This is a genomic window from Pseudomonas sp. GW456-L13, assembly GCF_017350115.1.
Lineage (GTDB): Bacteria > Pseudomonadota > Gammaproteobacteria > Pseudomonadales > Pseudomonadaceae > Aquipseudomonas > Aquipseudomonas jessenii.
The window spans coordinates 1,927,101-1,951,386 of sequence record NZ_JACNAS010000001.1; the positions used below are offsets into that span (position 1 = coordinate 1,927,101).

The 24,286-nt window shown below is 60.4% G+C and carries 27 protein-coding genes; 13 read left to right on the top strand and 14 right to left on the bottom strand.

Annotated features, from left to right (window positions below; genetic code table 11):
- Window positions 1-61: 61 nt before the first annotated feature.
- The gene (locus J4D25_RS08790; RefSeq protein WP_057716111.1) at window positions 62-526 is read right to left on the bottom strand and encodes a glycine zipper 2TM domain-containing protein; all 465 of its coding nucleotides are present in this window, start codon (window positions 524-526) and stop codon (window positions 62-64) included.
- Between the two features lie 165 nt (window positions 527-691).
- Here J4D25_RS08790 and J4D25_RS08795 point away from each other — a divergent pair, with 165 nt between their 5' ends.
- A complete protein-coding gene (locus J4D25_RS08795; RefSeq protein WP_057716112.1) occupies window positions 692-928 on the top strand; it encodes a hypothetical protein in 237 nt (78 codons plus the stop codon).
- A gap of 5 nt (window positions 929-933) precedes the next feature.
- On the opposite strand, the gene pdxH is transcribed toward J4D25_RS08795, so the two are convergent.
- The 5 genes from pdxH to dinG form a co-directional block, all read right to left on the bottom strand.
- Window positions 934-1,581, bottom strand: a complete 648-nt coding sequence (gene pdxH, locus J4D25_RS08800; RefSeq protein ID WP_057716113.1) for a pyridoxamine 5'-phosphate oxidase — start codon at window positions 1,579-1,581, stop codon at window positions 934-936.
- Between the two features lie 24 nt (window positions 1,582-1,605).
- Window positions 1,606-2,613: an OmpA family protein gene (locus J4D25_RS08805; RefSeq protein ID WP_057716114.1), complete on the bottom strand. Its 1,008-nt coding sequence runs from the start codon at window positions 2,611-2,613 to the stop codon at window positions 1,606-1,608.
- A gap of 113 nt (window positions 2,614-2,726) precedes the next feature.
- Complete coding sequence (locus J4D25_RS08810) at window positions 2,727-3,872, bottom strand: serine hydrolase domain-containing protein (protein WP_057716115.1); 1,146 nt, start codon at window positions 3,870-3,872, stop codon at window positions 2,727-2,729.
- 213 nt (window positions 3,873-4,085) lie between these two features.
- Entirely contained in the window at window positions 4,086-6,578 is a 2,493-nt protein-coding gene (locus J4D25_RS08815; RefSeq protein ID WP_057716116.1) for a beta-galactosidase, read from the bottom strand.
- 96 nt (window positions 6,579-6,674) lie between these two features.
- Entirely contained in the window at window positions 6,675-8,819 is a 2,145-nt protein-coding gene (dinG, locus tag J4D25_RS08820; protein WP_007992389.1) for an ATP-dependent DNA helicase DinG, read from the bottom strand.
- A gap of 99 nt (window positions 8,820-8,918) precedes the next feature.
- Between dinG and J4D25_RS08825 the strand changes: the two genes are divergently transcribed.
- Complete coding sequence (locus J4D25_RS08825; RefSeq protein ID WP_057716117.1) at window positions 8,919-9,383, top strand: CopD family protein; 465 nt, start codon at window positions 8,919-8,921, stop codon at window positions 9,381-9,383.
- Between the two features lie 153 nt (window positions 9,384-9,536).
- Here J4D25_RS08825 and J4D25_RS08830 read toward each other — a convergent pair whose 3' ends face one another.
- From J4D25_RS08830 to J4D25_RS08845, 4 genes are all read right to left on the bottom strand, one after another.
- A complete protein-coding gene (locus J4D25_RS08830; RefSeq protein ID WP_057716118.1) occupies window positions 9,537-10,295 on the bottom strand; it encodes a hypothetical protein in 759 nt (252 codons plus the stop codon).
- Window positions 10,288-10,566, bottom strand: coding sequence for a DUF1145 domain-containing protein (locus tag J4D25_RS08835; protein ID WP_057716119.1), 279 nt, complete (start codon window positions 10,564-10,566; stop codon window positions 10,288-10,290). Before J4D25_RS08835 ends, J4D25_RS08830 begins: the two co-directional genes overlap by 8 nt.
- A 148-nt stretch (window positions 10,567-10,714) precedes the next feature.
- A complete protein-coding gene (locus tag J4D25_RS08840; protein ID WP_057716120.1) occupies window positions 10,715-11,422 on the bottom strand; it encodes an OmpA family protein in 708 nt (235 codons plus the stop codon).
- Window positions 11,423-11,513: 91 nt separating this feature from the next.
- Window positions 11,514-12,203 carry an OmpA family protein gene (locus tag J4D25_RS08845; protein ID WP_057716121.1) on the bottom strand — a complete coding sequence of 230 codons (690 nt, stop codon included), beginning with the start codon at window positions 12,201-12,203 and terminating at the stop codon, window positions 11,514-11,516.
- Window positions 12,204-12,392: 189 nt separating this feature from the next.
- On the opposite strand from J4D25_RS08845, the gene J4D25_RS08850 reads away from it, so the two are divergent.
- From J4D25_RS08850 to J4D25_RS08865, 4 genes are all read left to right on the top strand, one after another.
- On the top strand, window positions 12,393-12,890 hold the full coding sequence (locus J4D25_RS08850; protein WP_057716122.1) for a DUF6231 family protein: 498 nt from the start codon (window positions 12,393-12,395) through the stop codon (window positions 12,888-12,890).
- A gap of 4 nt (window positions 12,891-12,894) precedes the next feature.
- A complete protein-coding gene (locus tag J4D25_RS08855) occupies window positions 12,895-13,371 on the top strand; it encodes a YchJ family protein (RefSeq protein WP_057716123.1) in 477 nt (158 codons plus the stop codon).
- Window positions 13,372-13,458: 87 nt separating this feature from the next.
- The gene (locus J4D25_RS08860; protein WP_057716124.1) at window positions 13,459-13,953 is read left to right on the top strand and encodes an LEA type 2 family protein; all 495 of its coding nucleotides are present in this window, start codon (window positions 13,459-13,461) and stop codon (window positions 13,951-13,953) included.
- Window positions 13,950-14,162, top strand: a complete 213-nt coding sequence (locus J4D25_RS08865; RefSeq protein ID WP_015093814.1) for an SEC-C metal-binding domain-containing protein — start codon at window positions 13,950-13,952, stop codon at window positions 14,160-14,162. Before J4D25_RS08860 ends, J4D25_RS08865 begins: the two co-directional genes overlap by 4 nt.
- Before the next feature lie 163 nt (window positions 14,163-14,325).
- Here the strand turns inward: J4D25_RS08865 and J4D25_RS08870 are convergent, their stop codons facing one another.
- Entirely contained in the window at window positions 14,326-14,883 is a 558-nt protein-coding gene (locus J4D25_RS08870) for a cysteine hydrolase family protein (protein WP_057716125.1), read from the bottom strand.
- Between the two features lie 194 nt (window positions 14,884-15,077).
- On the opposite strand from J4D25_RS08870, the gene J4D25_RS08875 reads away from it, so the two are divergent.
- The 6 genes from J4D25_RS08875 to J4D25_RS08900 all read left to right on the top strand — a co-directional run bounded on the left by J4D25_RS08875 (window position 15,078) and on the right by J4D25_RS08900 (window position 22,078).
- The gene (locus J4D25_RS08875; protein WP_057716126.1) at window positions 15,078-17,528 is read left to right on the top strand and encodes a penicillin acylase family protein; all 2,451 of its coding nucleotides are present in this window, start codon (window positions 15,078-15,080) and stop codon (window positions 17,526-17,528) included.
- Between the two features lie 352 nt (window positions 17,529-17,880).
- A complete protein-coding gene (locus J4D25_RS08880) occupies window positions 17,881-18,663 on the top strand; it encodes a transporter substrate-binding domain-containing protein (protein WP_057716127.1) in 783 nt (260 codons plus the stop codon).
- 56 nt (window positions 18,664-18,719) lie between these two features.
- Window positions 18,720-19,448, top strand: coding sequence for an ABC transporter permease (locus J4D25_RS08885; protein ID WP_057716128.1), 729 nt, complete (start codon window positions 18,720-18,722; stop codon window positions 19,446-19,448).
- Window positions 19,445-20,155 (top strand): ABC transporter permease, encoded by a 711-nt coding sequence (locus J4D25_RS08890; protein WP_057716129.1) that lies wholly within the window; start codon window positions 19,445-19,447, stop codon window positions 20,153-20,155. Before J4D25_RS08885 ends, J4D25_RS08890 begins: the two co-directional genes overlap by 4 nt.
- A gap of 26 nt (window positions 20,156-20,181) precedes the next feature.
- Window positions 20,182-21,300 (top strand): succinylglutamate desuccinylase/aspartoacylase family protein, encoded by a 1,119-nt coding sequence (locus J4D25_RS08895; protein WP_057716130.1) that lies wholly within the window; start codon window positions 20,182-20,184, stop codon window positions 21,298-21,300.
- Window positions 21,301-21,313: 13 nt separating this feature from the next.
- Entirely contained in the window at window positions 21,314-22,078 is a 765-nt protein-coding gene (locus tag J4D25_RS08900) for an ABC transporter ATP-binding protein (RefSeq protein ID WP_057716131.1), read from the top strand.
- Window positions 22,079-22,132: 54 nt separating this feature from the next.
- Here J4D25_RS08900 and J4D25_RS08905 read toward each other — a convergent pair whose 3' ends face one another.
- From J4D25_RS08905 to dcd, 3 genes are all read right to left on the bottom strand, one after another.
- On the bottom strand, window positions 22,133-22,513 hold the full coding sequence (locus tag J4D25_RS08905; protein WP_241781144.1) for a hypothetical protein: 381 nt from the start codon (window positions 22,511-22,513) through the stop codon (window positions 22,133-22,135).
- 246 nt (window positions 22,514-22,759) lie between these two features.
- Entirely contained in the window at window positions 22,760-22,969 is a 210-nt protein-coding gene (locus tag J4D25_RS08910) for a hypothetical protein (RefSeq protein WP_008052149.1), read from the bottom strand.
- A gap of 107 nt (window positions 22,970-23,076) precedes the next feature.
- Window positions 23,077-23,643 (bottom strand): dCTP deaminase, encoded by a 567-nt coding sequence (gene dcd / locus J4D25_RS08915; protein ID WP_007940589.1) that lies wholly within the window; start codon window positions 23,641-23,643, stop codon window positions 23,077-23,079.
- Between the two features lie 353 nt (window positions 23,644-23,996).
- Between dcd and J4D25_RS08920 the strand changes: the two genes are divergently transcribed.
- Window positions 23,997-24,206, top strand: coding sequence for a cold-shock protein (locus J4D25_RS08920; protein WP_002554837.1), 210 nt, complete (start codon window positions 23,997-23,999; stop codon window positions 24,204-24,206).
- Window positions 24,207-24,286 lie beyond the last annotated feature (80 nt).

Genomic DNA, 24,286 nt, shown 5'->3' on the forward strand with positions numbered 1-24,286 from the left:
AAAACAAAAAACCCGATCAGTCACCTGATCGGGTTTTTTGTTTTTCAGCAGGTGTTTGCGCTTAGTGCGAAACGCGGCTAGTGCCATTCACACTTGCGATGCGCACACGTTCGCCAACACGGAACACTTCGTTCGGCTGAACTTCCTGAACGTAGGCGCGCATGCTGCCATCGTCTTCGCGCACGGTGATTTCCACACCCTGGGTGCGGGTCAGGCCTTCTTCAGCGGCTGAACCGAGCAGGCCACCGGCCACGGCACCAATAACCGCTGCAACGACGCTGCCTTTGCCGCCACCGATGGCACTGCCGCCAACGCCGCCGACCACTGCACCTGCAGCGCCGCCGATCGGGGTTTTGGTGCCTTCGATTTTCACCGGGCGCAATGCTTCGATGGTGCCCATGCGAACGGTCTGCACGCGACGCGCCTCGTCACGGGAGTAGGAGTCACCGGTCAGGCTCGATTGGCAACCAGTGAGCAACATCGCCATCGTGGAAAAGGAAGCAACCAGCAGAACAGACTTACGCATAGCATCAACTCCAAAAAAACAGTTGTTCATTAAACTCCGCTGCTTGACGCCTGTCACGGCATCGCCCGGGTAAAATTGGTTTGATTCAGGCTCCGTTAAGGCGCTTCCACGAACTCACACAGTAGCGGCAAATTCGCAAAGCCGCCCCACTGGCCAAGGATTTCCATGGATTACTTTATCATCGTCGTCACGACTGTTGCCGGTTTGTACTTCCATTGGTGGCTGTACGCGCGGATCAAACGCTGGATGGACCGCGACCTGGCGCTAGCGCTGGCGGGCAAGGACGAGCAGAAAAAAGCCTTCATGCTCGAACGATTGGCGAGTGCTCAGGCGCAGAAGATCAAGCGTCGAGACCTGCCGAAGTGGCTGGAGGCCACTGCGGCAGGCTATCCCGATCGGTAGACTGCTCAGGGTGCCAGACGTTCAAGAATCCAGTCGGCGCCCTGCTGGCGGTAATTGAGGCGGTCGTGCAGGCGGCTTGGGCGACCCTGCCAGAATTCGATGCGTTCCGGCAGCAGGCGATAACCACCCCAGTGTTCCGGGCAATGGGGCTGGGTGTCGCTGAAACGTTGCTCGGTGTCCTTGAGCAGCGCTTCGAGCTCGCTACGATCGGCGATTACCTGGCTCTGCGGCGACGCCCAGGCTCCCAGGCGACTGCCCAGTGGACGAACCTGATAGTAGGCGTCGGACTCTTCAGGCGTCACCTTCACCACCCGCCCTTCGATGCGCACCTGACGCTCGAGCGCCGGCCAGAAAAACGTCATGGCCGCGAACGGATTCGCGGCCAGATGCTGGCCCTTGGCGCTTTCGTAGTTGGTGAAAAAGGTGAAGCCCAGTTCGTCCAGGCCCTTGAGCAACAGAATGCGACAGTGCGGTCGACCGTCCTGGTCAACGGTGGCCAGGGTCATGGCGTTGGCTTCCACCGGGACCTGTTCGGTTTTCACCGCGTCGGCGAACCATTGGTGGAACAACGCAAACGGCTCGGCCGGGGCTTGTGCCTCGGTCAAGCCATCACGGGTGTAGTCACGACGCATATCAGCCAGGCCCTGGGTCATGGCGCATTCCTTTTGGTTAACGAATCACTGCTTTGCAGTATCAGTGGCGGCGACTTTCTTGTCAGCCGTCGAGGCTTTGGCTGGCGTGGTCTTTTTTGCCGGTGTTGCGGTTTTCGCAGGTGTTTTCTTGGCCGGGGCTTTCTTCGCCGAAGCTTTTTTCACCGCTGGAACCGCAGCCTTTTTAGTCGCAGGGGCCGGTGTCACAGGTTTGGCGACCGGCTTGGCGTCCGCGGCAGCAACCATGCTTACCGGGGCGGGAGCCGGCATGTTGTACTTGCTCAGCAGCGCGACCATGGTGTTTTGAGGGGTCACCAGCAATTCCACGCGACGGTTCAACGCACGACCTTGCACGCTGTCGTTGGCGGCACGCGGCGCATCACCGCCCAGGCCACGCAGCATCAAGCGATCACGCTGCAAACCACTGAGACGGAAAATCGCCGCAACGGACTGGGCACGCTCCTGGCTCAGTTTGACGTTGGCAGGCACAGCGCCGGACGTATCGCTGTGGCCGAGGATCAACACAGCAGTCTTTGGATCGGCTTCAAGGATCTTGGCAACGCGGGTGAACGGACCGAGCGTGACCGGCAACAGCATGGCCGGACGATCAGGGTTGAACGAACCTTCGACCGGCGCAGTCACCACCAGCACGTTTTCGCGGCGCTCGAGTTGCATGTTGCTGCCCTTGACCGCCTCCCGCAGACGCGGTTCATAGTCGTCAAGCCAGGCCTGGGTGACTTTCGGGTCGGGCATCGGCACAGCCTTGGCGGCGCTCTGCTCGCTACCGCCGAACGGCCAGTACCACTTGCTGCCGCTATCGGTTCCGGCCTTGGCCACCGCAACCGGTTTGACTTCAGGTTTCACCTCCGGCTTGACCACAGGCTTGCCGGCACTGTCGTCGGAACTGAACGGCCAGTACCAGTGGCTGCCGCTTTCAGTCTTGGCGACAGGTGCCGTCACGTCTTTCTGTGGAGTCTGTGCGCAACCGGTAATAGCGAAGCACAGGGCCAAGGCGAGGGTTTTATTGGATGACATTGGATATCCACAAGAATGAAGTCAAAAAAATCAGGCCGCATTGGCCGGTATAAACAAACACTTTGAAACTGAAAAGGTTATCGGGTTCCAGCCCTGGAACCCGATAGCCGTTTTTACAGACAAGTGGCCAGAGCCCGCACCAGCTTTTGCGCACGCGGGTCCATCAAGACGTACGGCCCCAGGGTATTTGTCACAAATCCGAAAGCCACGTCGTGCTCCGGGTCGGCAAAACCGATGGAGCCGCCGGCACCCGGATGACCGAACGCCCGCGGGCCAAGGCCGAAGGTGGCATTGGCAACGTCCGGTTGATCGAGCATGCAGCCCAGACCGAAACGGGTCCGGGTCAGTAAAGTCTTGTCCTCGCCGAGGCTGTGCTCGCGGGTCAGTTCATCGAGCATTTCGCTTTCCAGCAGGCTGCCGTCGAGCAGGCCGGCATAGAACCCGGCCAGGCTGCGGGCATTGCCATGGCCATTGGCGGCCGGCTGTTGCATGCGTCGCCACTCGGGCTTGTTGGTGCTGGTCATAATCGACGGAGGGTTGGTGAACGCCCGGGTCGTCATGGCCGCTGGCTCACGCATGGTCACTTGCAGCAGGCGCTGGGCGGCGGCATCGCCGACATTGCCCTTGCCCCGCGCAATGTGGGCCACGCGATGGAACTCTTCGTCGGCCAAGCCCACATGGAAGTCCAGCCCCAACGGTTTGGCGACCCGCGCGACGATGGATTCACCCGGCCCACGACCGTCGGCACGGCGCAGCAATTCGCCGATCAGCCAGCCATAGGTGATCGCCGCGTAACCGTGGCCTTCGCCCGGCGTCCACCACGGCGTTTCGGCGGCCAGGGCGTCGACCATGGTTTGCCAGTCGTAAAGGGCTTCGGGGGCCAGTAACTCGCGCAATGCCGGAAGGCCGGCCTGATGGCAGAGCAGTTGACGCAAGGTGACGGACTCTTTGCCGGCAGCGGCAAATTCGGGCCAGTAGCGCGCGACCGGGGCATCCAGTTGCAGCTTGCCTTCGGCCACCAATTGCAGCGCGGTGACAGCGGTAAAGGTCTTGGTGCAGGAGAACAGATTGGCGATAGTGTCGCTGTGCCAGGCCTCGGTCCCGTCCTTGTCGGCAGTGCCGGCCCACAGATCGAGGACGGTTTCGCCGCCGACCTGAATGCACAACGCTGCGCCACGTTCCTGGGGATCGTCGAACAGCGCCGCGAACGCCTCTCGCACCGCTTCGAACTTAAGCTCGTAATGACCCTGAATCTGCACCCGCAACTCCCCCGGATTAACGCTCTACAAAGTGGCGGGCATTGTTCCAGCCCTTGAGGGTTTTGGGAACAGGATTGGGCCGGGCGGTTGTGGCGAGGGGGCTTGCCCCCGTTGGAGTGCGTAGTGCTCCCAAATTTTTCGGCCGTTGCCGAGATTTTGGGGTTGCTACGCAACCCAACGGGGGTAAGCCCCCTCGCCACAGGGTTTCAGCTTTTAATGGCCTTTCCCGGAGTGCCCACCAGCGCCCTTCCCCGGCCCCTTGCCGGCCTCGGCCTTGCGGCCGCCCTCAGCGTCGTGGCTGGCTTTGTCGGCGGCGGCCGCAGCCTTCTCGGCCTCTTTGCCCAATCGCTCGACTGTCGCCAGGTTGCTTTTGCGCACGCTGTCGACAAAACCCTGGAACGGCAGATCAGTGATGCCCACCAACCCGAAGTGACCATTTTCGCCGTCAAGCAGGCGCCCGGTGACCGGTTGATCGAGGTACTGGAACCAATGCACGCCAACAATCGACGGCTCGCTCAATGCCTGCTTGAGGAAGTTGGCGTACGCCGGACCGCGGTCTTCCTCCTTCACCAAAGGCGTAACACCACCCCAGAACGGGCCACGATCAGCCGAGCCGAAATTGAACTCGGTGATCAGTACCGGTTTGTCGAGACTGCGCAGCCTGGCGAAGTCGTAACCATCCTGGGGTTGCAAGGTGTACATGTTGAAGCTCAACACGTCGCAATACTGGGCGCAGGACTCCACGGCCTCCGGCGTGCTGATGGCGAAACGGCCGCCGAGCAATAGCTGGTTCGGTGCGTGCCACTTGAGCGAGTCGGAGATGGTCTTGAAGTAAGTGTCGGCAAAGACCTTCTGGAAGTATTTGAAGTCGGCTTCGATTTCCGGGTGCTCGGCGCTTGGCAACGGCGGCACGAATCCCGGATCTTCCATCAGTTCCCAGGCCGCCAGATCGATGCCCCAGGCTTTCGACAAGCCAGCCTGATTGCGGTACTTGTCACGCAGCTGCTTGAGGAATGCGCGCTTGGCCGGCACGTCGGTGGTCATTTTCAAGGTGCCGTAGGCCAAGGCATACCGGGCTTTCGGGTCATCCCCGGGACCGGCCCAGGCCAGTTCGTTGTCGGCGTAGTAACCGATCAACCACGGATCGTCACGATGATCGCGGGCGGCAATGGCCACGGCACGTTCGGTGGCCATGGCGAAACGCGGGTCGAAGGGGTCGGGCATGCCGCCCCACCAGTCGGTACCGGTGCTGATGCTGGCGTAGTCGCCGACGATCGACAGCGGCAAGGTGTAGGGCACGCGATCAGCGTCGCCCAATACGGGTGCGCTCCAGTTGCCAATGGTGTTGAAGCCCCAGGCCTGCAAGCGATCAAGGGTATGAATGGCCCAACGCTGCTCGTCGAACAGCGGCTTGCACGGTTCGACGGTTTTTTGCTCGGCGGCTTTCGCTACCGTCGCTTCAGTCCTGGCCGCTTCGGCGACACCAGACTCGGCAGTTGCAGGCACTACAGGTTGCTCCGCCGCCTTGGCCGCGGTCGCCTCAACTGCATCCGCCTTGGCCGCCGCGGCGACGCCCGCTTTGGTATCGCTGCCCTTCACACACGGGTCGCCATACAGGCGCTGCAGGTTGGCACCGTAGAAGTCGTACCAGCGACCGGCATTGTAGCCACGCCCTTGATCGGCACCGTTGCCGCCACGGTTGTCGCCTTCGCCGTAGTGGCTGGCGAGTGCGTCATCTGTTTTGGGCAGGGATTCGAACATCCACTCACGACCGGCAACGTAGGTCGGGTTGACGTCTGCAGCGACGGTGTTAACCCCGAGCGAATAAAACGGATGGCCTTGCGGCGTCACCAGATACCAGCGTCCATCGCGTTTCTCGGTGCGGAAAAAGCCACTGGCCTTGAAGGACGGGCCTTTGGTCAAACCACCGAACTTGTCCAGGGAGGACTTCTCGCGCTCGGCCAGCCAGGTTTTCAGTTGCTGCTGCTCCTTGCTGGCGGCGCTTTTCAGTTGTTCGTCACTGCTGATTTTTTCCGGCCATTTGTTTCGGGTCGACTGGCCGTAGGCATCCACCAACCCGCCATACACGGCTTGGGTTATCGACTCACCGTCCTGCACACCAAAGCGCTCCAGCAGGATGCTTTGCGCGGCTTTGGGCTGGTCCATCGACAGGCTCACCGACACCACCCGGCTGCGATCCAGCTCACCGGCGCTGCTGGCCAGCAACACTCGCTGCCCCTCAACGGTCATCGGCATCGGCGGACCAGCCTTCATGCCCTGGCTCAGCGGTGATGTCGCCTGCAAAGGCACCAACAGGGTTTGCGCAGGCCCCGCCGGCAGATCGACGCGGCTGACCAGTGTCTTGCCGTCGTTGCTCTGGATGGTCACGTACAGGGTCAAGGCCCAGTTCATGGCGCTCTGGATCCGCAAGCTCATGACGCCCGACTGCGACCAGTCCCAGGCGCCGGTTTGCGGAGTCAGGCGCAACGTCGGCCGGGCGACCGGGTTGAACGTCACCCGGCGCAGCACTTCGCCCTCGGGGGTTTGCTCGGCGTTGGATTGCGGCAGGCTGGCGTCCTGAGTCGCCACCTGGACCACGTCGGCGGGGCGCACAAAGTTGAACAGCGTCTGCTGGCTGGCCGGGGCGGCCAACAGCGGTGTTGCGAACAGCATGGCAAAAACAGCAGGCAACGAACGGCAAATCATGAGAACGAAATTCTCCCTAACGACCTTCAATGGGCCAGTGGAAAAGCGATGGCAGAGAGATAGACAACGCGGCGGGCAAAACTGCCCACCGGTGATTCAGGAAATTTCTCGACGGAACGGCGGCAACGCATTGAGGATGGCTTTGCCATAGCGCTGGGTCACCAGGCGCCGGTCGAGCAAGGTGATGGTGCCGCGGTCTTCTTCGGTGCGCAGCAAGCGACCGCAGGCCTGGACCAGTTTCAGCGAGGCGTCCGGCACGGAGATTTCCATGAACGGATTACCGCCCCTGGCTTCGATCCATTCGGCCAGCGCCGCTTCGACCGGATCATCGGGTACCGAGAAAGGAATCTTGGCAATGACCACGTGCTCGCAATAGGCGCCGGGCAAGTCGACCCCTTCGGCGAAGCTCGCCAGGCCGAACAACACGCTGGAATCGCCGCCATCCACCCGCGCCTTGTGCTTGTTCAGGGTTTCCTGTTTCGACAGGTTGCCCTGGATGAACACTTGCTTGCGCCAGTCGCGGTCCAGGCCGTCGAACACGTCCTGCATCTGTTTGCGCGAGGAAAACAGCACCAGCGTACCCCGCGAACCTTCGACCAGCTCAGGCAAGTCACGAATGATCGCGGCGGTATGCGCCGCTGCATCACGGGGATCGGCGTTCAGGTTCGGCACCCGCAACACACCGGCGTCGGCATGATGAAAGGGGCTTGGGACCACGGCGGTCACGGCTTTTTTCGGCAGGCCAGCGCGCATGCGAAAGCGATCGAAGGTGCCGAGGGCCGTCAAGGTCGCCGACGTCACCAGGCAGCCATACGCCACGTTCCACAGGTTGCGCCGGAGCATTTCCGCCGCGAGGATGGGGCTTGCATTGACCTCGATATCGAACAGCGAGCCGCTTTCGGCCAGGGTCAGCCAGCGCGCCATGGGCGGGTTGTCTTCCGGGTCTTCGACGGTGAAGGCGGTCCACAGCTCCCAGTTGCCGGAAGAACGCGACAACAGGCTGCCGAACAGCGGATACCACTCCTCGGCCTGGTTGCTGGCGATGCCGATGTTGACCTCGCCGTCCATGCCCTCCTTGAGCAACTCGGTCAGGCGGGTGAACAGATCGGTCAGCCGTGCGAAGCCTTTCTTCAGCTCGATGCCCATTTCACGCATGTGCTCGGGAATCACCCCGCCGACGAATCGGTGACGCGGGCGCTCGCGGCCTTCGACGTCTTCGCCGGGCTTGAAATCGGCAATCTGCTCGCACGCGGTGAACATGAACTGTTGCTGGGTCTTGATCTCCCGCGCCAGTTCCGGCACCTGCTCGATCAACTTGCCCAGGTCCCCCGGCAATGGGTGCTGGGCCAGAAGTTTGGTGAGGTTCTTGGCAGTGGTTTCCAGCCAGTCGGCGGTGGAGCGCAGGCGCGTGTAATGGGCGAAGTGGCCGATGGCCTTGTCAGGCAGGTGATGGCCTTCGTCGAACACGTAGATGGTGTCGCGCGGGTCCGGCAGCACGGCGCCGCCGCCCAGGGCCAGGTCGGCCAGGACCATGTCGTGGTTAGTGACGATCACGTCGACCTTGCCCATGCCTTCGCGGGCCTTGTAGAAGGCGCACTGGCCGAAGTTCGGGCAATGACGGTTGGTGCACTGGCTGTGGTCGGTGGTCAGGCGCGCCCAGTCGGCGTCTTCCAGGGCGGTGGACCAACTGTCGCGGTCGCCATCCCACTTATTGCCGGCGAGTTTTTCGATCATGCTGGTGAAGAGCTTCTGACTGGCCTCGTCGACCTCGATCTTGAAACCTTCTTCTTCGAACAACTGAGCGGTGGCGGTCTGCGCGTGGCCTTCCTGGAGCAACATGTCGAGCTTGGACAGGCACATGTAGCGCCCGCGGCCCTTGGCCAGGGCGAAGCTGAAATTCAGCCCGCTGTTGCGCATCAGGTCAGGCAAGTCCTTGTAGACGATCTGCTCTTGCAGGGCCACGGTGGCCGTGGCGATCACCAGGCGCTTGCCGGCGGCCTTCGCCGTGGGAATCGCCGCCAGGCTGTAGGCCACGGTCTTGCCGGTACCGGTGCCGGCTTCCACCGCGACAATCGCGGGGTCGCCACTGCGCCGGCCTTCGTCGTCGGTGTCGATGTCACCCAGGACCTTGGCGACTTCGGCGATCATCAGGCGTTGGCCGTAGCGCGGCTTGAGGCTCTTGGCTTCGAGAAAACGCGAGTAGGCGCCCTGGATCGTGGTTTTGAGTTCAGTGCTGATCATGGATTGTCGGGCGCAAAAAACGCTGGATAAATTTTCAGTAGTTCGGTTCGGTCGCTATCATACCCCGCTAATGAATCCCGCGCAGAACGGAGTAACCCAATGACACCTTTTAGCCTCATTTATAGCCTGCACGTACTGGCGGCCCTGGTCTGGGTCGGCGGCATGTTTTTCGCCTGGATGGTCCTGCGCCCCGCCGCGATCAAGGCACTTGAAGGCCCTGCCCGGCTGAAGCTGTGGGTTGAAGTGTTTCAAGGCTTTTTCCGCTGGGTCTGGGTGGCGGTGGTGCTATTGCCAGTCAGCGGCGTGGGCATGCTGCACATGCAATTCAACGGTTTTGAAGCCGCGCCGCGTTATGTGCAGGTGATGATGGGCTTGTATGTGGTAATGACCGCGCTGTTCATCCGCATTCAGGCGCTGATGCTGCCGGAACTGCGCACCGCGGTGGCCGAGCAGGATTGGCCAGCCGGTGCAGCGGTGCTGGGACGGATCCGCAAGTTGGTGGGGATCAATCTGCTGGTAGGGTTGGCTTTGGTGGTGATTGCCGCGGCCCGGCCGATGTTTTGATTCTGCCGAACTTTTGTGGCGAGGGGGCTCGCCCCCGTTCGGCTGCGAAGCAGTCGTAAACCAGACACCACTAACCTTCGCGATTGCCGGAAATGGGGCCGCTTCGCGGCCCAACGGGGGCAAGCCCCCTCGCCACAGGGCTTTCGGCGCTTCTTACAACCGCTGCACAGTCACCGAACCAACGGCACCTTCAGGCCCAGGCTGACCATCAGCCCCGGGTTTACCGCTCTTGCCACCATCGGCCTTGTAAATCAGGCAGCCCTTGGCCTTGCCACCCGCGCCCGGTTTGCCGCCCGGGCCGGCCAGGCCACCGGCGCCGCCAGCCACCTGAACCTTGATCCGGTCTGCCGGGAAGTCGTGCGGCACTGCCAGTTTGACCAGCGCCCCCGGTGCTCCCGGCTGACCGTTGCTGCCATCGCTGCCATCGGCACCGCGACCGGCCTGACCCCATGTGCAGCCCGGTTCCTGGCCGTTACCCCCATCAAGACCAACGAACCCCGGTGCACCCGCACCACCGCGAGCATCAACGGTCAATTGCGCTGCGTTCAGTGTCTTGATCTGCAAATCAAGGCTGCGTCCGGATCGAGCGGCCTTCTGGTAGGTCCCGGGTGAGCCACGGGAGGTGATCTGGCTGCCTTCGGACAAATCAGCGCGACGGACCTTCAGCGCCAGCGCCTGTTCCCCCGGCACGATGGCAATGCGCGCTTCACGCCCCAGATGCAATTCACCCACGGTGACTTCGGTGACGTTCGAAGGAATCAGCAAGGTGCCGTAATCGGCCACTTCCAGGCGTTCCAGTTGCAGGGCGCTGGCGGTGTTGGGCAAGCGCATCAGCGAGTTGGGTTCGACACTCACCACCTGTGCGCAGGCCAATGGGCTGATGAGTGCGGCGAGCAGACAGAGTTTACGCATGGGAAGCCTTCGAAGCGGTGGGGGCTGGAATGGTTTGCAGGTGGAATACGCCGAAAATGACGATCTTCAGGCGGTCAAGCCAGGGATGGGCGCGACCTCGAAGGCTGCGATAGCACAGCAACGCTTCCAGAAGATGGATGAACCCCAACAGGCCGCCGGCCAGGTTGACCAACGGGTGCAGCGGAAAGACAAACGGTGTGAGCAGATTGACCAGCACTACCGCCCAGAACAGCAAGGTCAGTAATCGCCCCAGTCCCCATATGAATTTCATACGCGCCCCCGATGAGAATTATTGTTTGCGCGCACAGTAACGGCTTCCACGCGGGATAAGCCAGAGGGCAACGGAAAATTCTTCATGGAGGCCGCCGAACGGCCGTCGCAGCGATCACACCAGTCGCTCGACGGCTCTATCTCTTGGCTCAGCGGTTTATATGCAGTTCCACGCGACGGTTTTTCGCACGGCCTTCTTCTGTTTCGTTGTCGGCAATCGGTTGGCTCTCGCCCTTGCCTTCACTGGTGATTTTGTTCGGCGCCACACCCTGGCTCAACAGGTATTCCGCCACGCTGCTGGCACGCCGCTCCGACAAGGCCTGGTTATAGGCATCCGAACCGACACTGTCGGTGTGGCCGACCACCTTGATGCTGACCACATCGGCATCCTCGAACTTGCTCATCAACGCATCCAGTTGACTCTTCGCCGTCGGGGTCAGCTCGGATTGATTGAAGACAAACAGTACATCGCTCAGAGTAATGACTTCGGATTGCGCAGGCTCGACCTGGACGCTGTCCGGGTACTGCGGCACCACGCAACCGCGATGGTCGACCGGGGTATTGGCAGGGGTATCAGCGCAACGGTCGCGTCGGTCGAAAACGCCGTCGCCATCTTCGTCGCCATCCTGGGCATAGCAGATCAAGCCGCCGGACAAGATACCCAGCGCCGCTCCACCCGCGGCCCAGGCACTACTCTCGATTGCGCCCAGACCACCACCGACCAGACCGCCAATGAGGCTGCAAATTGGCCAGGTGCGTTGATTGAGGGGGGCGGTGCCATCGCTGTGGGTCGCGCAGCCGGTCAAGAGGCTGCCAAGTAGCAGAACCGGCAAGACGGTCCTTGTGAGAACGATCATGTTGAAAGCTCCTGTGTCCCCGGCCAATACCGGTTACACAGGAGTAAAGACCCGCATCCGCGACTGCACAAGGCGCGGATGCGAGGGGGGCCTAACGCTGGATTTTGATTTCGGTACGACGGTTCTGTGCACGACCGTCAGCGGTTTTGTTGTCTGCAACCGGCTGGCTTTCACCGGCACCGACAACCGACACGAAGTTGCTGCGAGGTACGCCTTGATCGATGAGGTATTCAACCACCGAGTGGGCGCGTTTATCCGACAGTTTCTGGTTGTAGGCGTCGCTACCCACGCTGTCGGTATGGCCGGTTACGGTCAGTTGAGCAGTCGGGGCTTCGGCTTTCAGGCGAGTGGCAATCTTGTCGAGTACCAGTTTGTCGGACGAGGTAAGCGTGGCTTTATCAAACTGGAAGTGGACATCGCGAATGACGATGGTTTCTTCCTGGACCACAACCGCTTCTTCGACCACAGGCGCAGGTGGTGGGCAACCGTTGGCATCGACTTGAACGCCTTTAGGCGTGCCTGGGCACTTGTCGCGACTATCCGGCACACCGTCGCCGTCTTCGTCGCCATCACCGTGCACCCAGCAATAAGCCGCTGCCGTACCGCCGACGAGCAGAGCACCATACCCTGCCCATGCCGAGCTTTCGGTCGCTCCGAGGCCCGCACCCACGACACCACCAACAGCCGCACAGGTCGGCCAGTCGGTTTTCTGCAAACCTGCGCAACCAGTCAAGACACTGGTTAGCAGAACCAAGGGTAATGCTGTCCGAACTATGCTCATCTAGTTTTCTCCTGAAGGATCGGCTTAGAACCGATTCAGGTAGTAAAGACCCGAGTTTTAAACTCCGCCAGCAATAGGCCATGCTGTTTATTCGCGTATTAACGGCAGCTTGGCGCTTTTGTCGCCAAGGCGCTCTAGGCCCGAACGTAAGGGCAGGCTAGTCTTGGCAGATCTGATTGAGGATCTTCGATGACTGCAGGTATTTCTTCACGCACGCCACAACAGGCACTGGCCGCGTTACTCGACCGATATGCCCCCACACGTCTGTTGTTGATCGGCGCCAGCGAGTTCCCGGCACTGGAGGCTTTCAAACTCGCTCACCCGGACAGCTGCGTCGCTTTCGCCGCCCCCGGGCCGTTGCCCGACGAGTTGGCGGCCCGCCGTTTCGACCTGGCCCTGGTGGTCGATTGCCTGGAGCATCTGCCCAAGCGCGACGGCCTGAACCTGCTGGGTGGCATCCGCAACCTCAACGCCAGCCGCATCGCGGTGCTGGCGGATCTGCCGGCCTGTGGCTGGCAGGAAACCGACTTTTTCTCCCTGGCCCTGCAAGCCAGTGAACGCTTCCAACGGGACGAACAGGTCCTGACCCTGTTTACCTACGATCTGCTTGAATACAAACAAGTCCCCGACTGGCTCAATTCGCGCTTCTGGGCCAATCCGGAAAACTTCGGGAAATACTGGTGGTAATGCAATGAGTACATCCATTTGCCCTTGCGGCAGCGGCACCCTGCTCGACGCCTGCTGCGGTCACTACCATGCCGGACACCCGGCGCCGTGCGCGCAAACCTTGATGCGCTCACGCTACAGCGCCTATGTGCTGGGGTTGGTCGACTATCTGGTGGCCACCACCCTGCCCGCCCAACAGGCCGGCCTGGACCGTCAATCGATCAGCGACTGGAGCGCGCAAAGTACGTGGCTGGGCCTTGAGGTGGAAAGCTCCGAAGTGCTGGGCGGCCAGCCTGAACACGCTTTCGTGACCTTCACCGCGCGCTGGCACGACAGCAATGGCGAGCACAGTCATCGAGAGCGCTCATCCTTCGTACAGAACGCCGGGCGCTGGTATTTCATCGACCCGACCGTACAACTCAAACTCGGGCGCAATGACCCTTGCCCGTGCGCGAGTGGGCAGAAGTTCAAGAAGTGTTGTGCGGGGTACTTCAGCAGCTAGTACATGGAATGACTGACCACCACGCAGGAGCTGTCGAAGGCTGCGATCCTTTGGGTCTAGACTGGAGCTCAAGGGAGAAACACCACGATGATCATCCGCCGCTGCGCACTCTGTCTGCTCACCTTGTTCCTGACACTGGGACTCGGCGGCTGTGCCTCGTGGTTCGACGACGACTTGCCGGACCCCGAGGTCCATCTGGTGAAGATCGAGGTGGTCAACGCCAAACTGCTGGAACAGAAACTCCTCCTGCATTTTCGCATCGACAACCCCAACGACAGCGACCTGACCGTGCGCGGTCTGGAGTACCGCGTTCACTTGGGCGACATGCTGCTGGCCGACGGCGAGTACGAACACTGGTTCACCATCAGCCCCAGGCACAGCGCTTACTTCAAGGTACCGATCCGCACCAACCTGTGGTCCAAGGTCCGTGATTTGGCCAAACTGCTGAAAAAATCCGATCAACCCATTCCCTATCGTCTGGAAGGTGAACTGGAAACCGGTATATTCATCACCCACTACGTGCACCTGACGCGCAATGGCGTGATAATCGCCGCCGATTTAATTCCGGAGCAACACCGATGACCCAGCAACCCCATGTCCACGGCCCTGACTGCAATCACGATCATGATCATGACCATCACCACCATGATCACGACCACGGCCATGTCCACGGTCCGAACTGCGGCCACGCTCACCAGGAACCGGTGCGCAATGCCCTGAAAGACGTCGGCCGCAACGATCCGTGCCCATGCGGCAACGGCAAGAAATTCAAGAAGTGCCACGGCGCTTGATGCTTCGGGCGAAGACTTGCTTCGCCTGTTGAATCGTCTTCGCGAGCAGATCTGTGCTGTGAATTCAATTCCCTTGCAGGAGCCAGCTTGCTCGCGATGGACTGTCAGTCGACATCTGTGTAGCTGACACACCATCGCGAGCAAGCTCGCTCCTACTGGTTTTTCAGTCAGCCGTTAATACACATGCGGTGCTGACCACCGTCGCATACTCACCGTGCAAATTCCCCAGCGACATCGCATGCACCACTTCGGCGCTATGGGCTTGGCCAAAGAAATCAGCCTTGTCGAAGGTAAAGCACGCATCCTCGGCCACCCACGTATCAAACCCCAGGTTGCCCGCGGTACGCGCCGTGGACTCCACCGAGTTGTGGGTCGCGACACCGACGATGATCAACTGCCCGATCCCCGCCTCGCGCAACTGCGCCTCCAGCCCCGTCGAACAAAACGCATCCGGCACCTGCTTCTGGATCAAGCGTTCACCGGCCATTGGCTCAAACCGTTCCTGAAACTCCACCCCCGACTGCTGCGGCCAGAACACCGAGTCCTCCGAGCGGGACAGGTGTTGCACATGGATCACCGGCCGGGCGGTACGTCGCCAATGGCCAAGCAAGTCCAGCATGCGCGCTTCGGCCTCTGGATTATTCCTGCGGCCGAGCCTGGGATGCAGGATGCCCTTTTGTTGATCGATGATGATCAGTGCCGCGTTTGCCTTGAGCTCCATGCCGACTGTTCTCCTGGAATGTTGAGTGTTTCGCACTTCAACATCCCCCATTGCGACTGACAAGACTGCGATCTCTCCGGTTTATCAGACAAATCCTGAAATAACCTTGTACCCCGCTTGCGCGGCCACCTCCCGCTCACTAACGTAGCGCCTTTATTGCGCGCCGCCGCCTCTACCCCCGCAGGAGCTTTGCCATGGCCTCGCCAGCCCTTACTCATTTTCTACCCCGGTTCGGCGTTGCCGCAGCAGTGGCCGGTGTGTTGAGCCTGACCGGTTGTCAGAACTTCAACGCCCAGGACACCCTCCCGCCGACCTCCGGCGTACAACCACTCAAGGGCCTGGCGCAGAGCGTTTCGGTGCGCCGCAATGCCATGGGCATGCCGCTGATCGAAAGCAACAGCTTCCACGACGCGCTGTTCACCCTCGGTTACGTGCATGCCAGCGACCGCATCACCCAGATGGTCACCCTGCGCCTGCTGGCCCAGGGCCGTTTGGCCGAGATGCACGGTGCGGACCTGCTGGATGCCGACCGTTACATGCGGGCGGTCAACCTGAAGAAAAGTGCTGGCGAGCTGTACAAGGCCTCTTCACCGCGCCTCAAGCGTTTCTTCGAAGTCTATGCGCGCGGGGTCAACGCCTACCTGTTCCGCTACCGCGACAAACTGCCGGCGGATCTGGCAGCCACCGGCTACAAGCCTGAGTACTGGCAGCCGGAGGATTCGGCGCTGATTTTCTGCCTGCTGAACTTCAGCCAGTCGACCAACCTGCCGGAAGAAATTTCCTCGCTGGTACTGGCACAGACCGTCACCACCGACAAACTTGCATGGCTGACGCCGTCGGCTCCCGACGAAAAACTGCCGGTCGCCGAAAGCGAAAAACTGCAAGGCCTCAAGCTCAACGGGCAAGTACCGGGGCTGGCCGAACTCAGCAAAGCCACGGGCCAACTGTCGGACCTGAACCTGCTGGGCGCCACTTCGTCGAACAACTGGGCCATCGCCCCACAACGCAGCCGCAGCGGCAAGAGCCTGCTGGCCAGTGACAGTCATGGCCCGCTGGGCGTGCCTTCATTGTTCAGTTACGTGCAGATTCGCACGCCGAAGTATCAGGCATCCGGCGTGACCATCGCGGGTCTGCCGATGGTGCTTGGAGGTTTCAACGGCAAGGTGGCGTGGAGCATGACGTCCGTGATGGGCGACAATCAGGACCTGTTCCTGGAGAAGATCAAGCGCCAGAGCAACGGGCTTACCTACGAAAACGCCGGGAAGTGGCAGCCGGCGATCGTGCGCAACGAAACCTATTTCGTCAAAGGCCAGCGGCCGATTCGCGAAGCGGTGTACGAAACCCGCCATGGCCCGCTGCTCAACAGCGCCCAGGGCACCACGCTGGCCAATGGTTTCGGCCTGGCCTTGCAGACGCCGAACTTCACCGACGACAAGACCCTGGACGCGCTCTTCGACCTGTCCCGCGCCCAGAGTGTCGAGAAAGCCTCGGATGCCAGCCGCGAAATCCGCGCCATTGCGATGAACCTGGTGTTCGCCGACGCGAATCACATCGGCTGGCAAGTCACCGGTCGTTACCCGAATCGCCGCGAAGGCGAAGGCTTGCTGCCCTCGCCGGGCTGGGAAGGTCGATACGATTGGGACGGTTACGCTGACCCAATGCTGCACCCGTACGATCAGGACCCGGCTCAGGGCTGGCTCGGCACCGCCAACCAGCGAGTCATTCCCCATGGCTACGGCATGCAGCTGTCCAATTCCTGGGCCGCTCCGGAGCGCGGCGAGCGCCTGGCCGAACTGGCCGGCGCAGGCAAACACGACAGCCGCAGCCTGATCGCCATGCAATACGACCAGACCACCACCTTCGCTGCCAAGCTGAAGAAAATGTTCGAAGCGCCGGGTATGGCCCAGCCACTCAAACAAGCCATGGACGCCTTGCCGGCGGCCGATCGCGCCAAGGCACACGAAGCCTACAGCCGCTTGATGGCGTTCGACGGCAAGCTCGGCCCGACCTCCACCGATGCGGCCATCTACGAACTGTTCCTGCAGGAAAGCACGCGGCAGATCTTCCTCGATGAACTGGGCCCGGAAAGCAGCCCGACGTGGAAAGCTTTTGTCGCCGACGGCAAGTTGTCCTACGCGGCCCAGGCCGATCACTTGCTCGGGCGTGAGGACAGCCCGTTCTGGGATGACGTGCGCACCGCACAGAAAGAAGACAAACCGGCCATCCTCGCTCGCAGCCTCGCCGCCGCGATCAGCGCCGGCGACAGCCAGTTGGGCGGCGATCACAAAGCCTGGCAATGGGGCAAACTGCATCGCCATGAATGGAAAAACAGCAGCGGCCAGACCGTACGCGGACCGCTGCCGGCCGGTGGCGATCACACCACTCTCAACACCGCCGCCTTCGCCTGGGGCCAGGACTTCAACACCACGCTGGTGCCAGCCATGCGCTTTATCGTCGACTTCGGCCAGTCCGAACCGCTGATGGCGCAGAACGGCACCGGCCAGTCCGGCAACCCGGCCAGCCCGAACTACCTCAACAGCATCGAGCCGTGGTTCAAGGGCCAGTACATGAGCCTGCCGATGCAGCCGCAGAACTTCGACAACGCCTATGGCAAGGCGCGGTTGACGCTGACACCCGGTAAATAACCCAGCCCTTTACTTGCCCGCGATAGCGGTCTGACATTCAAAATAGAGGTTGAATGTTGAATCGTAATCGCGGTTGCGCTGACTCAAGGACAAGTCGTGTCACGAGGTGGAGTGCCCGGCCCTGCGAAACCTGCTCAGTCAATCCGTTCTTTTGTGGCGAGTTGATTTGGTGCACCCATTTCCCTGCGCCCGTTTTCGTGCATAAATCTGTCTCCGGCCATTTCCAAGTACCTAAATAAAACGCTTGTTCGGCACTCTGGTTCGGAAATTGCTACTTTCAACAGGTCTTACGCTTTCCAGTAACAATAATTCTGCGCCACAAGCGCTCATATTGGTTTTTAGGGATTGAATAATGAAAAAAGCATTGCTGACCCTTTCTGCACTGGCGTTGTGCATGGCGGCTGGTTCCGCCATGGCGAAGGAGTACAAAGAACTGCGTTTCGGCGTTGACCCTTCCTACGCACCGTTCGAATCGAAAGCGGCCGATGGCAGCCTGGTAGGCTTTGACATCGATCTGGGGAACGCGATCTGCGCCGAACTGAAGGTCAAGTGCAAGTGGGTCGAGAGTGACTTCGATGGCATGATTCCGGGCCTGAAAGCCAATAAATTCGACGGCGTGATCTCGTCGATGACCGTTACCCCGGCCCGTGAAAAAGTCATCGACTTCTCCAGCGAGTTGTTCTCCGGCCCAACCGCCTACGTGTTCAAGAAAGGCTCCGGCCTGACCGAAGACGTCGCTTCGCTGAAGGGCAAAACCGTAGGCTACGAGCAAGGCACCATCCAGGAAGCCTACGCCAAAGCCGTTCTCGACAAGGCCGGCGTGAAAACCCAAGCCTATCAGAATCAGGATCAGGTGTATTCCGACCTGACTTCCGGCCGTCTCGACGCAGCGATCCAGGACATGCTGCAAGCCGAACTGGGCTTCTTGAAGTCACCAAAAGGTGAAGGCTACGAAGTCAGCAAGCCAGTCGACAGCGAACTGCTGCCTGCCAAAACCGCGGTCGGTATTAAGAAAGGTAACACCGAGCTGAAAGCACTTTTGGATAAAGGTATCAAAGCGTTACACGATGATGGCACATACGCCACCATTCAGAAGAAACACTTTGGCGATCTGAATCTGTACAGCGGCAAATAATGCCCGGCGCCCATCTCTCGATGGGCGCTTTTTTCATCCGATCAGGTTGCTGATTTATGTTCGAAACCTTATTAGAAAATCTGGGGCTCTCTGCCTTCAGCCTCAAGGGCTTCGGTCCGCTGCTGATGCAAGGTACCTGGATGACGATCAAGCTGTCGGCGTTGTCGCTGTTGCTGGCCGTGCTGCTCGGGCTGCTCGGCGCCAGTGCCAAGCTGTCAAAAGTCAAACTGATGCGCGTGCCTGCCCAGCTCTACACCACACTCATTCGCGGCGTTCCGGACCTGGTCCTGATGCTGCTGATCTTCTACAGCCTGCAAACCTGGCTGACCTCGTTTACCGATTACATGGAATGGGAATACATCGAGATCAACCCGTTCAGCGCCGGGGTCATCACCCTGGGCTTCATCTATGGTGCGTATTTCACTGAAACCTTCCGTGGCGCGATTCTCGCCGTCCCACGGGGTCAGGTCGAAGCGGCCACCGCCTATGGCCTCAAGCGCGGCCAGCGTTTCTGGATCGTGGTGTTCCCGCAGATGATGCGTTATGCCCTGCCGGGTATCGGCAACAACTGGATGGTGATGCTCAAGGCCACGGCCCTGGTGTCGATCATCGGCCTCGCCGACCTGGTCAAGGCTGCCCAGGACGCCGGTAAAAGTACCTATCAGCTGTTTTATTTCCTGGTGCTTGCCGCGCTGATCTACCTGGTGATCACCAGCGCGTCCAACGTCATCCTGCGCTGGCTCGAACGTCGTTACTCCGCCGGGACCCGGGAGGCCGTACGATGATCGAACTCCTGCAGGAATACTGGAAACCCTTCCTCTATAGCGACGGCAACAACATCACCGGCCTGGCCATGACGATGTGGCTGCTCAGCGCTTCGATCTTCATCGGTTTTATCGTGTCGATCCCGCTGTCCATCGCCCGTGTATCGCCGCACTTCTACATCCGTTGGCCGGTGCAGTTCTATACCTACCTGTTCCGTGGCACGCCGCTCTATATCCAGCTATTGATCTGTTACACGGGGATCTACAGCCTGGCCGCCATTCGGGCCCAGCCCGTACTGGACGCGTTCTTTCGCGATGCGATGAACTGCACGATCCTGGCCTTCGCCCTGAACACCTGCGCCTACACCACGGAGATCTTCGCCGGGGCCATCCGCAGCATGAACCACGGCGAAGTCGAAGCGGCCAAGGCTTACGGCCTGACCGGCTGGAAACTGTATGCCTACGTGATCATGCCATCGGCCTTGCGTCGCTCGTTGCCGTACTACAGCAACGAAGTGATCCTGATGCTGCACTCGACCACCGTGGCCTTCACCGCGACCATCCCGGACGTGCTCAAAGTTGCTCGGGACGCCAACTCGGCGACCTTCCTGACCTTCCAGTCGTTCGGCATCGCCGCGCTGATCTACCTGACCGTCACTTTTGCGCTGGTCGGCCTGTTCCGCCTTGCCGAACGCCGATGGCTGGCCTTCCTCGGGCCGACCCACTAGGTCTCAACCTGCTTCAGGAACAACAGATGCGCCACCAGAAACATGACCTGCTGGCCCCGCTGCCGGGGACCGCGAGACAGATCCACAGCTTTCACTTCGGCCCTCAATCGGCCAACGGCAAGATCTACATCCAGGCCTCCCTGCACGCCGACGAAATGCCCGGCATGCTGGTGGCCTGGCACCTCAAGCAACGCCTGGCAGAGCTGGAAGCCGCCGGGCGCCTGCGCAGCGAAATCGTGCTGGTGCCCATCGCCAACCCCGTGGGCCTGGAACAGGTGCTGATGGATGTGCCGCTGGGTCGCTACGAGCTGGAAAGCGGCCAGAACTTCAACCGCTGGTTCGTCGACCTCAGCGAGGAAGTCGGCAACGCGATCGAAGGCAAGCTCGGTGACGATCCGCAGCACAACCTGCAATTGATCCGCAGCAACCTGCGCGACGCGCTGGCCCGGCAGACCGCCGACACCCAATTGCAATCCCAGCGCCTGACCCTGCAGCGACTGGCCTGCGACGCCGACATGGTGCTCGACCTGCATTGCGATTTCGAAGCGGTCGCGCACCTCTACACCACACCTGAAGCCTGGCCGCAGGTCGAGCCGCTGGCCCGTTACATCGGCGCCCAAGCCAGCCTGCTGGCAACCGATTCCGGTGGCCAGTCGTTCGACGAATGCTTCACCCTGCTCTGGTGGCAATTGAAGGATCGCTTCGGCGAGGAGTTCGACATTCCGCCGGGCAGTTTTTCGGTGACCGTCGAACTGCGCGGTCAAGGCGACGTCAATCACCCGCTGGCCAGCCTCGATTGCCAGGCACTGATCGATTACCTGATCCATTTCGGCGCGATCGCCGGCGAACCCGCGCCCCTGCCCGACCTGCCCTATCCGGCGACACCGCTGGCCGGTGTTGAGCCGGTGGCCACGCCCGTCGGCGGCCTGCTGGTATTCACCGCGCGGCCGGGACAGTACCTGGAAGCCGGCCAACTGATCGCCGAGATCATTGATCCGGTCAACGATCTGGTCACTCCCGTTCATTGCGCCACAGCCGGGCTGATGTACGCCCGCTCGCTGCGCCGCATGGCCACTGCCGGCATGGTGATCGCCCACGTCGCGGGCACCGAAGCCTATCGCAGCGGCTATCTACTTTCGCCTTGAGGATGCACGCCCCATGTACAAATTGACCATCGAAGGCCTGCATAAAAGCTACGGCGACCATGAAGTCCTCAAAGGTGTTTCGCTCAAGGCCAAAACCGGCGACGTCATCAGTCTGATCGGCGCCAGCGGCTCGGGTAAAAGTACCTTTCTGCGCTGCATCAACTTCCTGGAACAACCCAACGATGGCGCCATGAGCCTCGACGGGCAGAACATCCGCATGATCAAGGATCGTCACGGCATGCACGTGGCCGACGCCAATGAACTGCAGCGGATTCGCACCCGTCTGGCCATGGTGTTCCAGCATTTCAACCTGTGGAGCCACATGACGGTGCTGGAAAACATCACCATGGCGCCACGCCGGGTGCTGGGCTGTGACAGGAAAGAAGCCGAGGATCGCGCCCGGCGCTACCTCGACAAGGTGGGGCTGGCCCCCCGTGTGGCTGACCAATACCCGGCATTCCTGTCCGGCGGTCAGCAACAACGGGTAGCGATTGCCCGCGCACTGGCCATGGAGCCGGAAGTCATGCTGTTCGACGAACCGACCTCGGCGCTGGACCCGGAACTGGTGGGTGAAGTGCTCAAGGTGATCCAGGGCCTGGCCGAAGAAGGCCGGACCATGATCATGGTGACCCACGAAATGAGCTTTGCCCGCAAAGTGTCGAGCCAGGTGTTGTTTCTGCACCAGGGCCTGGTGGAGGAAGAAGGCGCACCGGAAGAGGTGCTGGGCAATCCGAAAAGCGAGCGGTTGAAGCAGTTCCTCAGCGGCAACCTGAAATAGCCGCCGGGAGTAGAAGTGGAAGCCGGCTTGTCCGGCTTCCAACATCAATCACCGTTATGCCCCCGCTTCGTTTTCCAGCCTGAAACTGCCATTTGTCACCTGTAGACCATTAGCGTCCGTCCCACTGAAGCGCCCGGTAAACTGCGCGTCACCTCCCACCGTTAACTCAAGCGTTCCCGGATAAAGCTCTGCCTCCGAGTTGCCGATCACATGGATGACCATGGGAGCTGCCTCGTTGAGCCTGAGGCTGTAGCTACCACTCTGGATGTCCACCGGCAAGTACACGTAAAACGCAGTCCCCTGACCGTTATCCGCCTCAATGCAATGGATGTCTGAGCGCTGATAAAAATCGACCCCATCCGTTACGCGAAACTGCATGGAGCCGCCCGTCGTGATTAGATCGGCACTCAAATACCCCGATCGATTTGCACTCATCTGAATGTTCCTTTTCATATTCGAAGTTAACTGCCTGAGGCCCTTTGCTTCCGGCCCAAGGGCACGCAGCTCCTGAATGGAACCACAGCCGTGCCCGTCGATTGGTTTCCACGACAGACACAGTTACTTCCGAATATTTTCAGGCTGATTCAGACGCCACGGTCGTCCACAGCAACAACAGGCACAGGCCTGCTTGCTGAAGACGACAGCGGCAGTTCACCGGCCATGAGTAGCGGAAATCGAAAGTCAGACAACAGGCGCAGGCGGCGGCTCATCCGGCAGCGTAGGCTCGCCCGGTTCATTAGGCTGCTCGTTCGGGGTATCAGGATCAGGCTGGCCGGGAATACCCCCTGCCATGCTGACGGGCGGGTGTGCCAACAAGGACCAGGCCAGAACGCCAACCTGATTGGGTTCAAGCCTTGCCAGTTCGGCACTGATTCGCGGATCGATCTTCATTCGGCACTCCTGAGCGATGACCCGACCCACCTTGCGCGGATCGGAACAGTACACCCCATAGAGTGTACGCCCGCTCAGGAATTCCCGGCATTTGCCAGACGGTTGACTCAGGTGCGAGGCAGGGTCACGCCACGCTGGCCCTGATACTTGCCGCCACGGTCCTTGTAGGACACTTCACACTCTTCGTCAGACTCAAGGAACAGCATCTGTGCCACGCCTTCGTTCGCGTAGATTTTCGCCGGCAGATTGGTGGTGTTGGAGAACTCGAGGGTCACGTGACCTTCCCACTCAGGCTCGAGCGGTGTGACGTTGACGATGATGCCGCAACGCGCATAGGTGCTTTTACCCAGGCAAATGGTCAAAACGTTACGCGGAATGCGGAAATATTCGACGGTGCTGGCCAGGGCGAAGGAGTTCGGCGGAATGATGCACACGTCGCTGTGGATGTCGACGAAGCTGCCGGCATCGAAGTTCTTCGGGTCGACGATGGCCGAATTGATGTTGGTGAACACCTTGAAATGATTGGTGCAACGCACATCGTAGCCGTAGCTCGACACGCCGTAGGAGATCACACGGCTATCGTCGCTGCCGCGCATCTGGCGCTCGACGAATGGCTCGATCATGCCGTGTTCCTGCGCCATGCGGCGAATCCACTTGTCCGATTTGATGCTCATGGCGGGTGTCCTGAATAGCGAGGTCGAAAAATTCTGTCCGGCATCTTACCGGGCGCGCCGCCGGGTTCAAAGTCCGCGGTGCAATTCTCGCCGAACAGGCGGGAATTACCTGCGCTGGCGACGAACCGTCACACCGCCGATCCTTAAAACAGAGAAACCTGTGCAAGAAGCATTGGCACGTTCCGGAAAAAGGGTTAAGGTGGCGTCACTGTGCTGCTTGTGTCACTGAGAATCTCTACACGATATGTTGAATTTCGATCCAACCATCTACAAGAATTTTTCCTGCTCTTTGCACTCAGTCTCGGCCAGGGTTCTTCCTGAGTCGCAGTTATCTTTGTTCAAGGAGTTACACCATGTCTAATCGCCAAACCGGTACCGTTAAGTGGTTCAACGATGAAAAAGGCTTCGGCTTCATCACTCCACAATCCGGTGACGACCTGTTCGTTCACTTCAAAGCTATCCAGTCCGACGGCTTCAAAAGCCTGAAAGAAGGCCAACAGGTTTCTTTCATCGCTACCCGCGGTCAGAAAGGCATGCAAGCTGAAGAAGTACAAGTTATCTAACTTGTACTTGCTTTAGTAAAAAGCCCCGCCCTCAACAGCGGGGCTTTTTTGTGGGTGGGTGTTTTGTCCACACAAAAAAG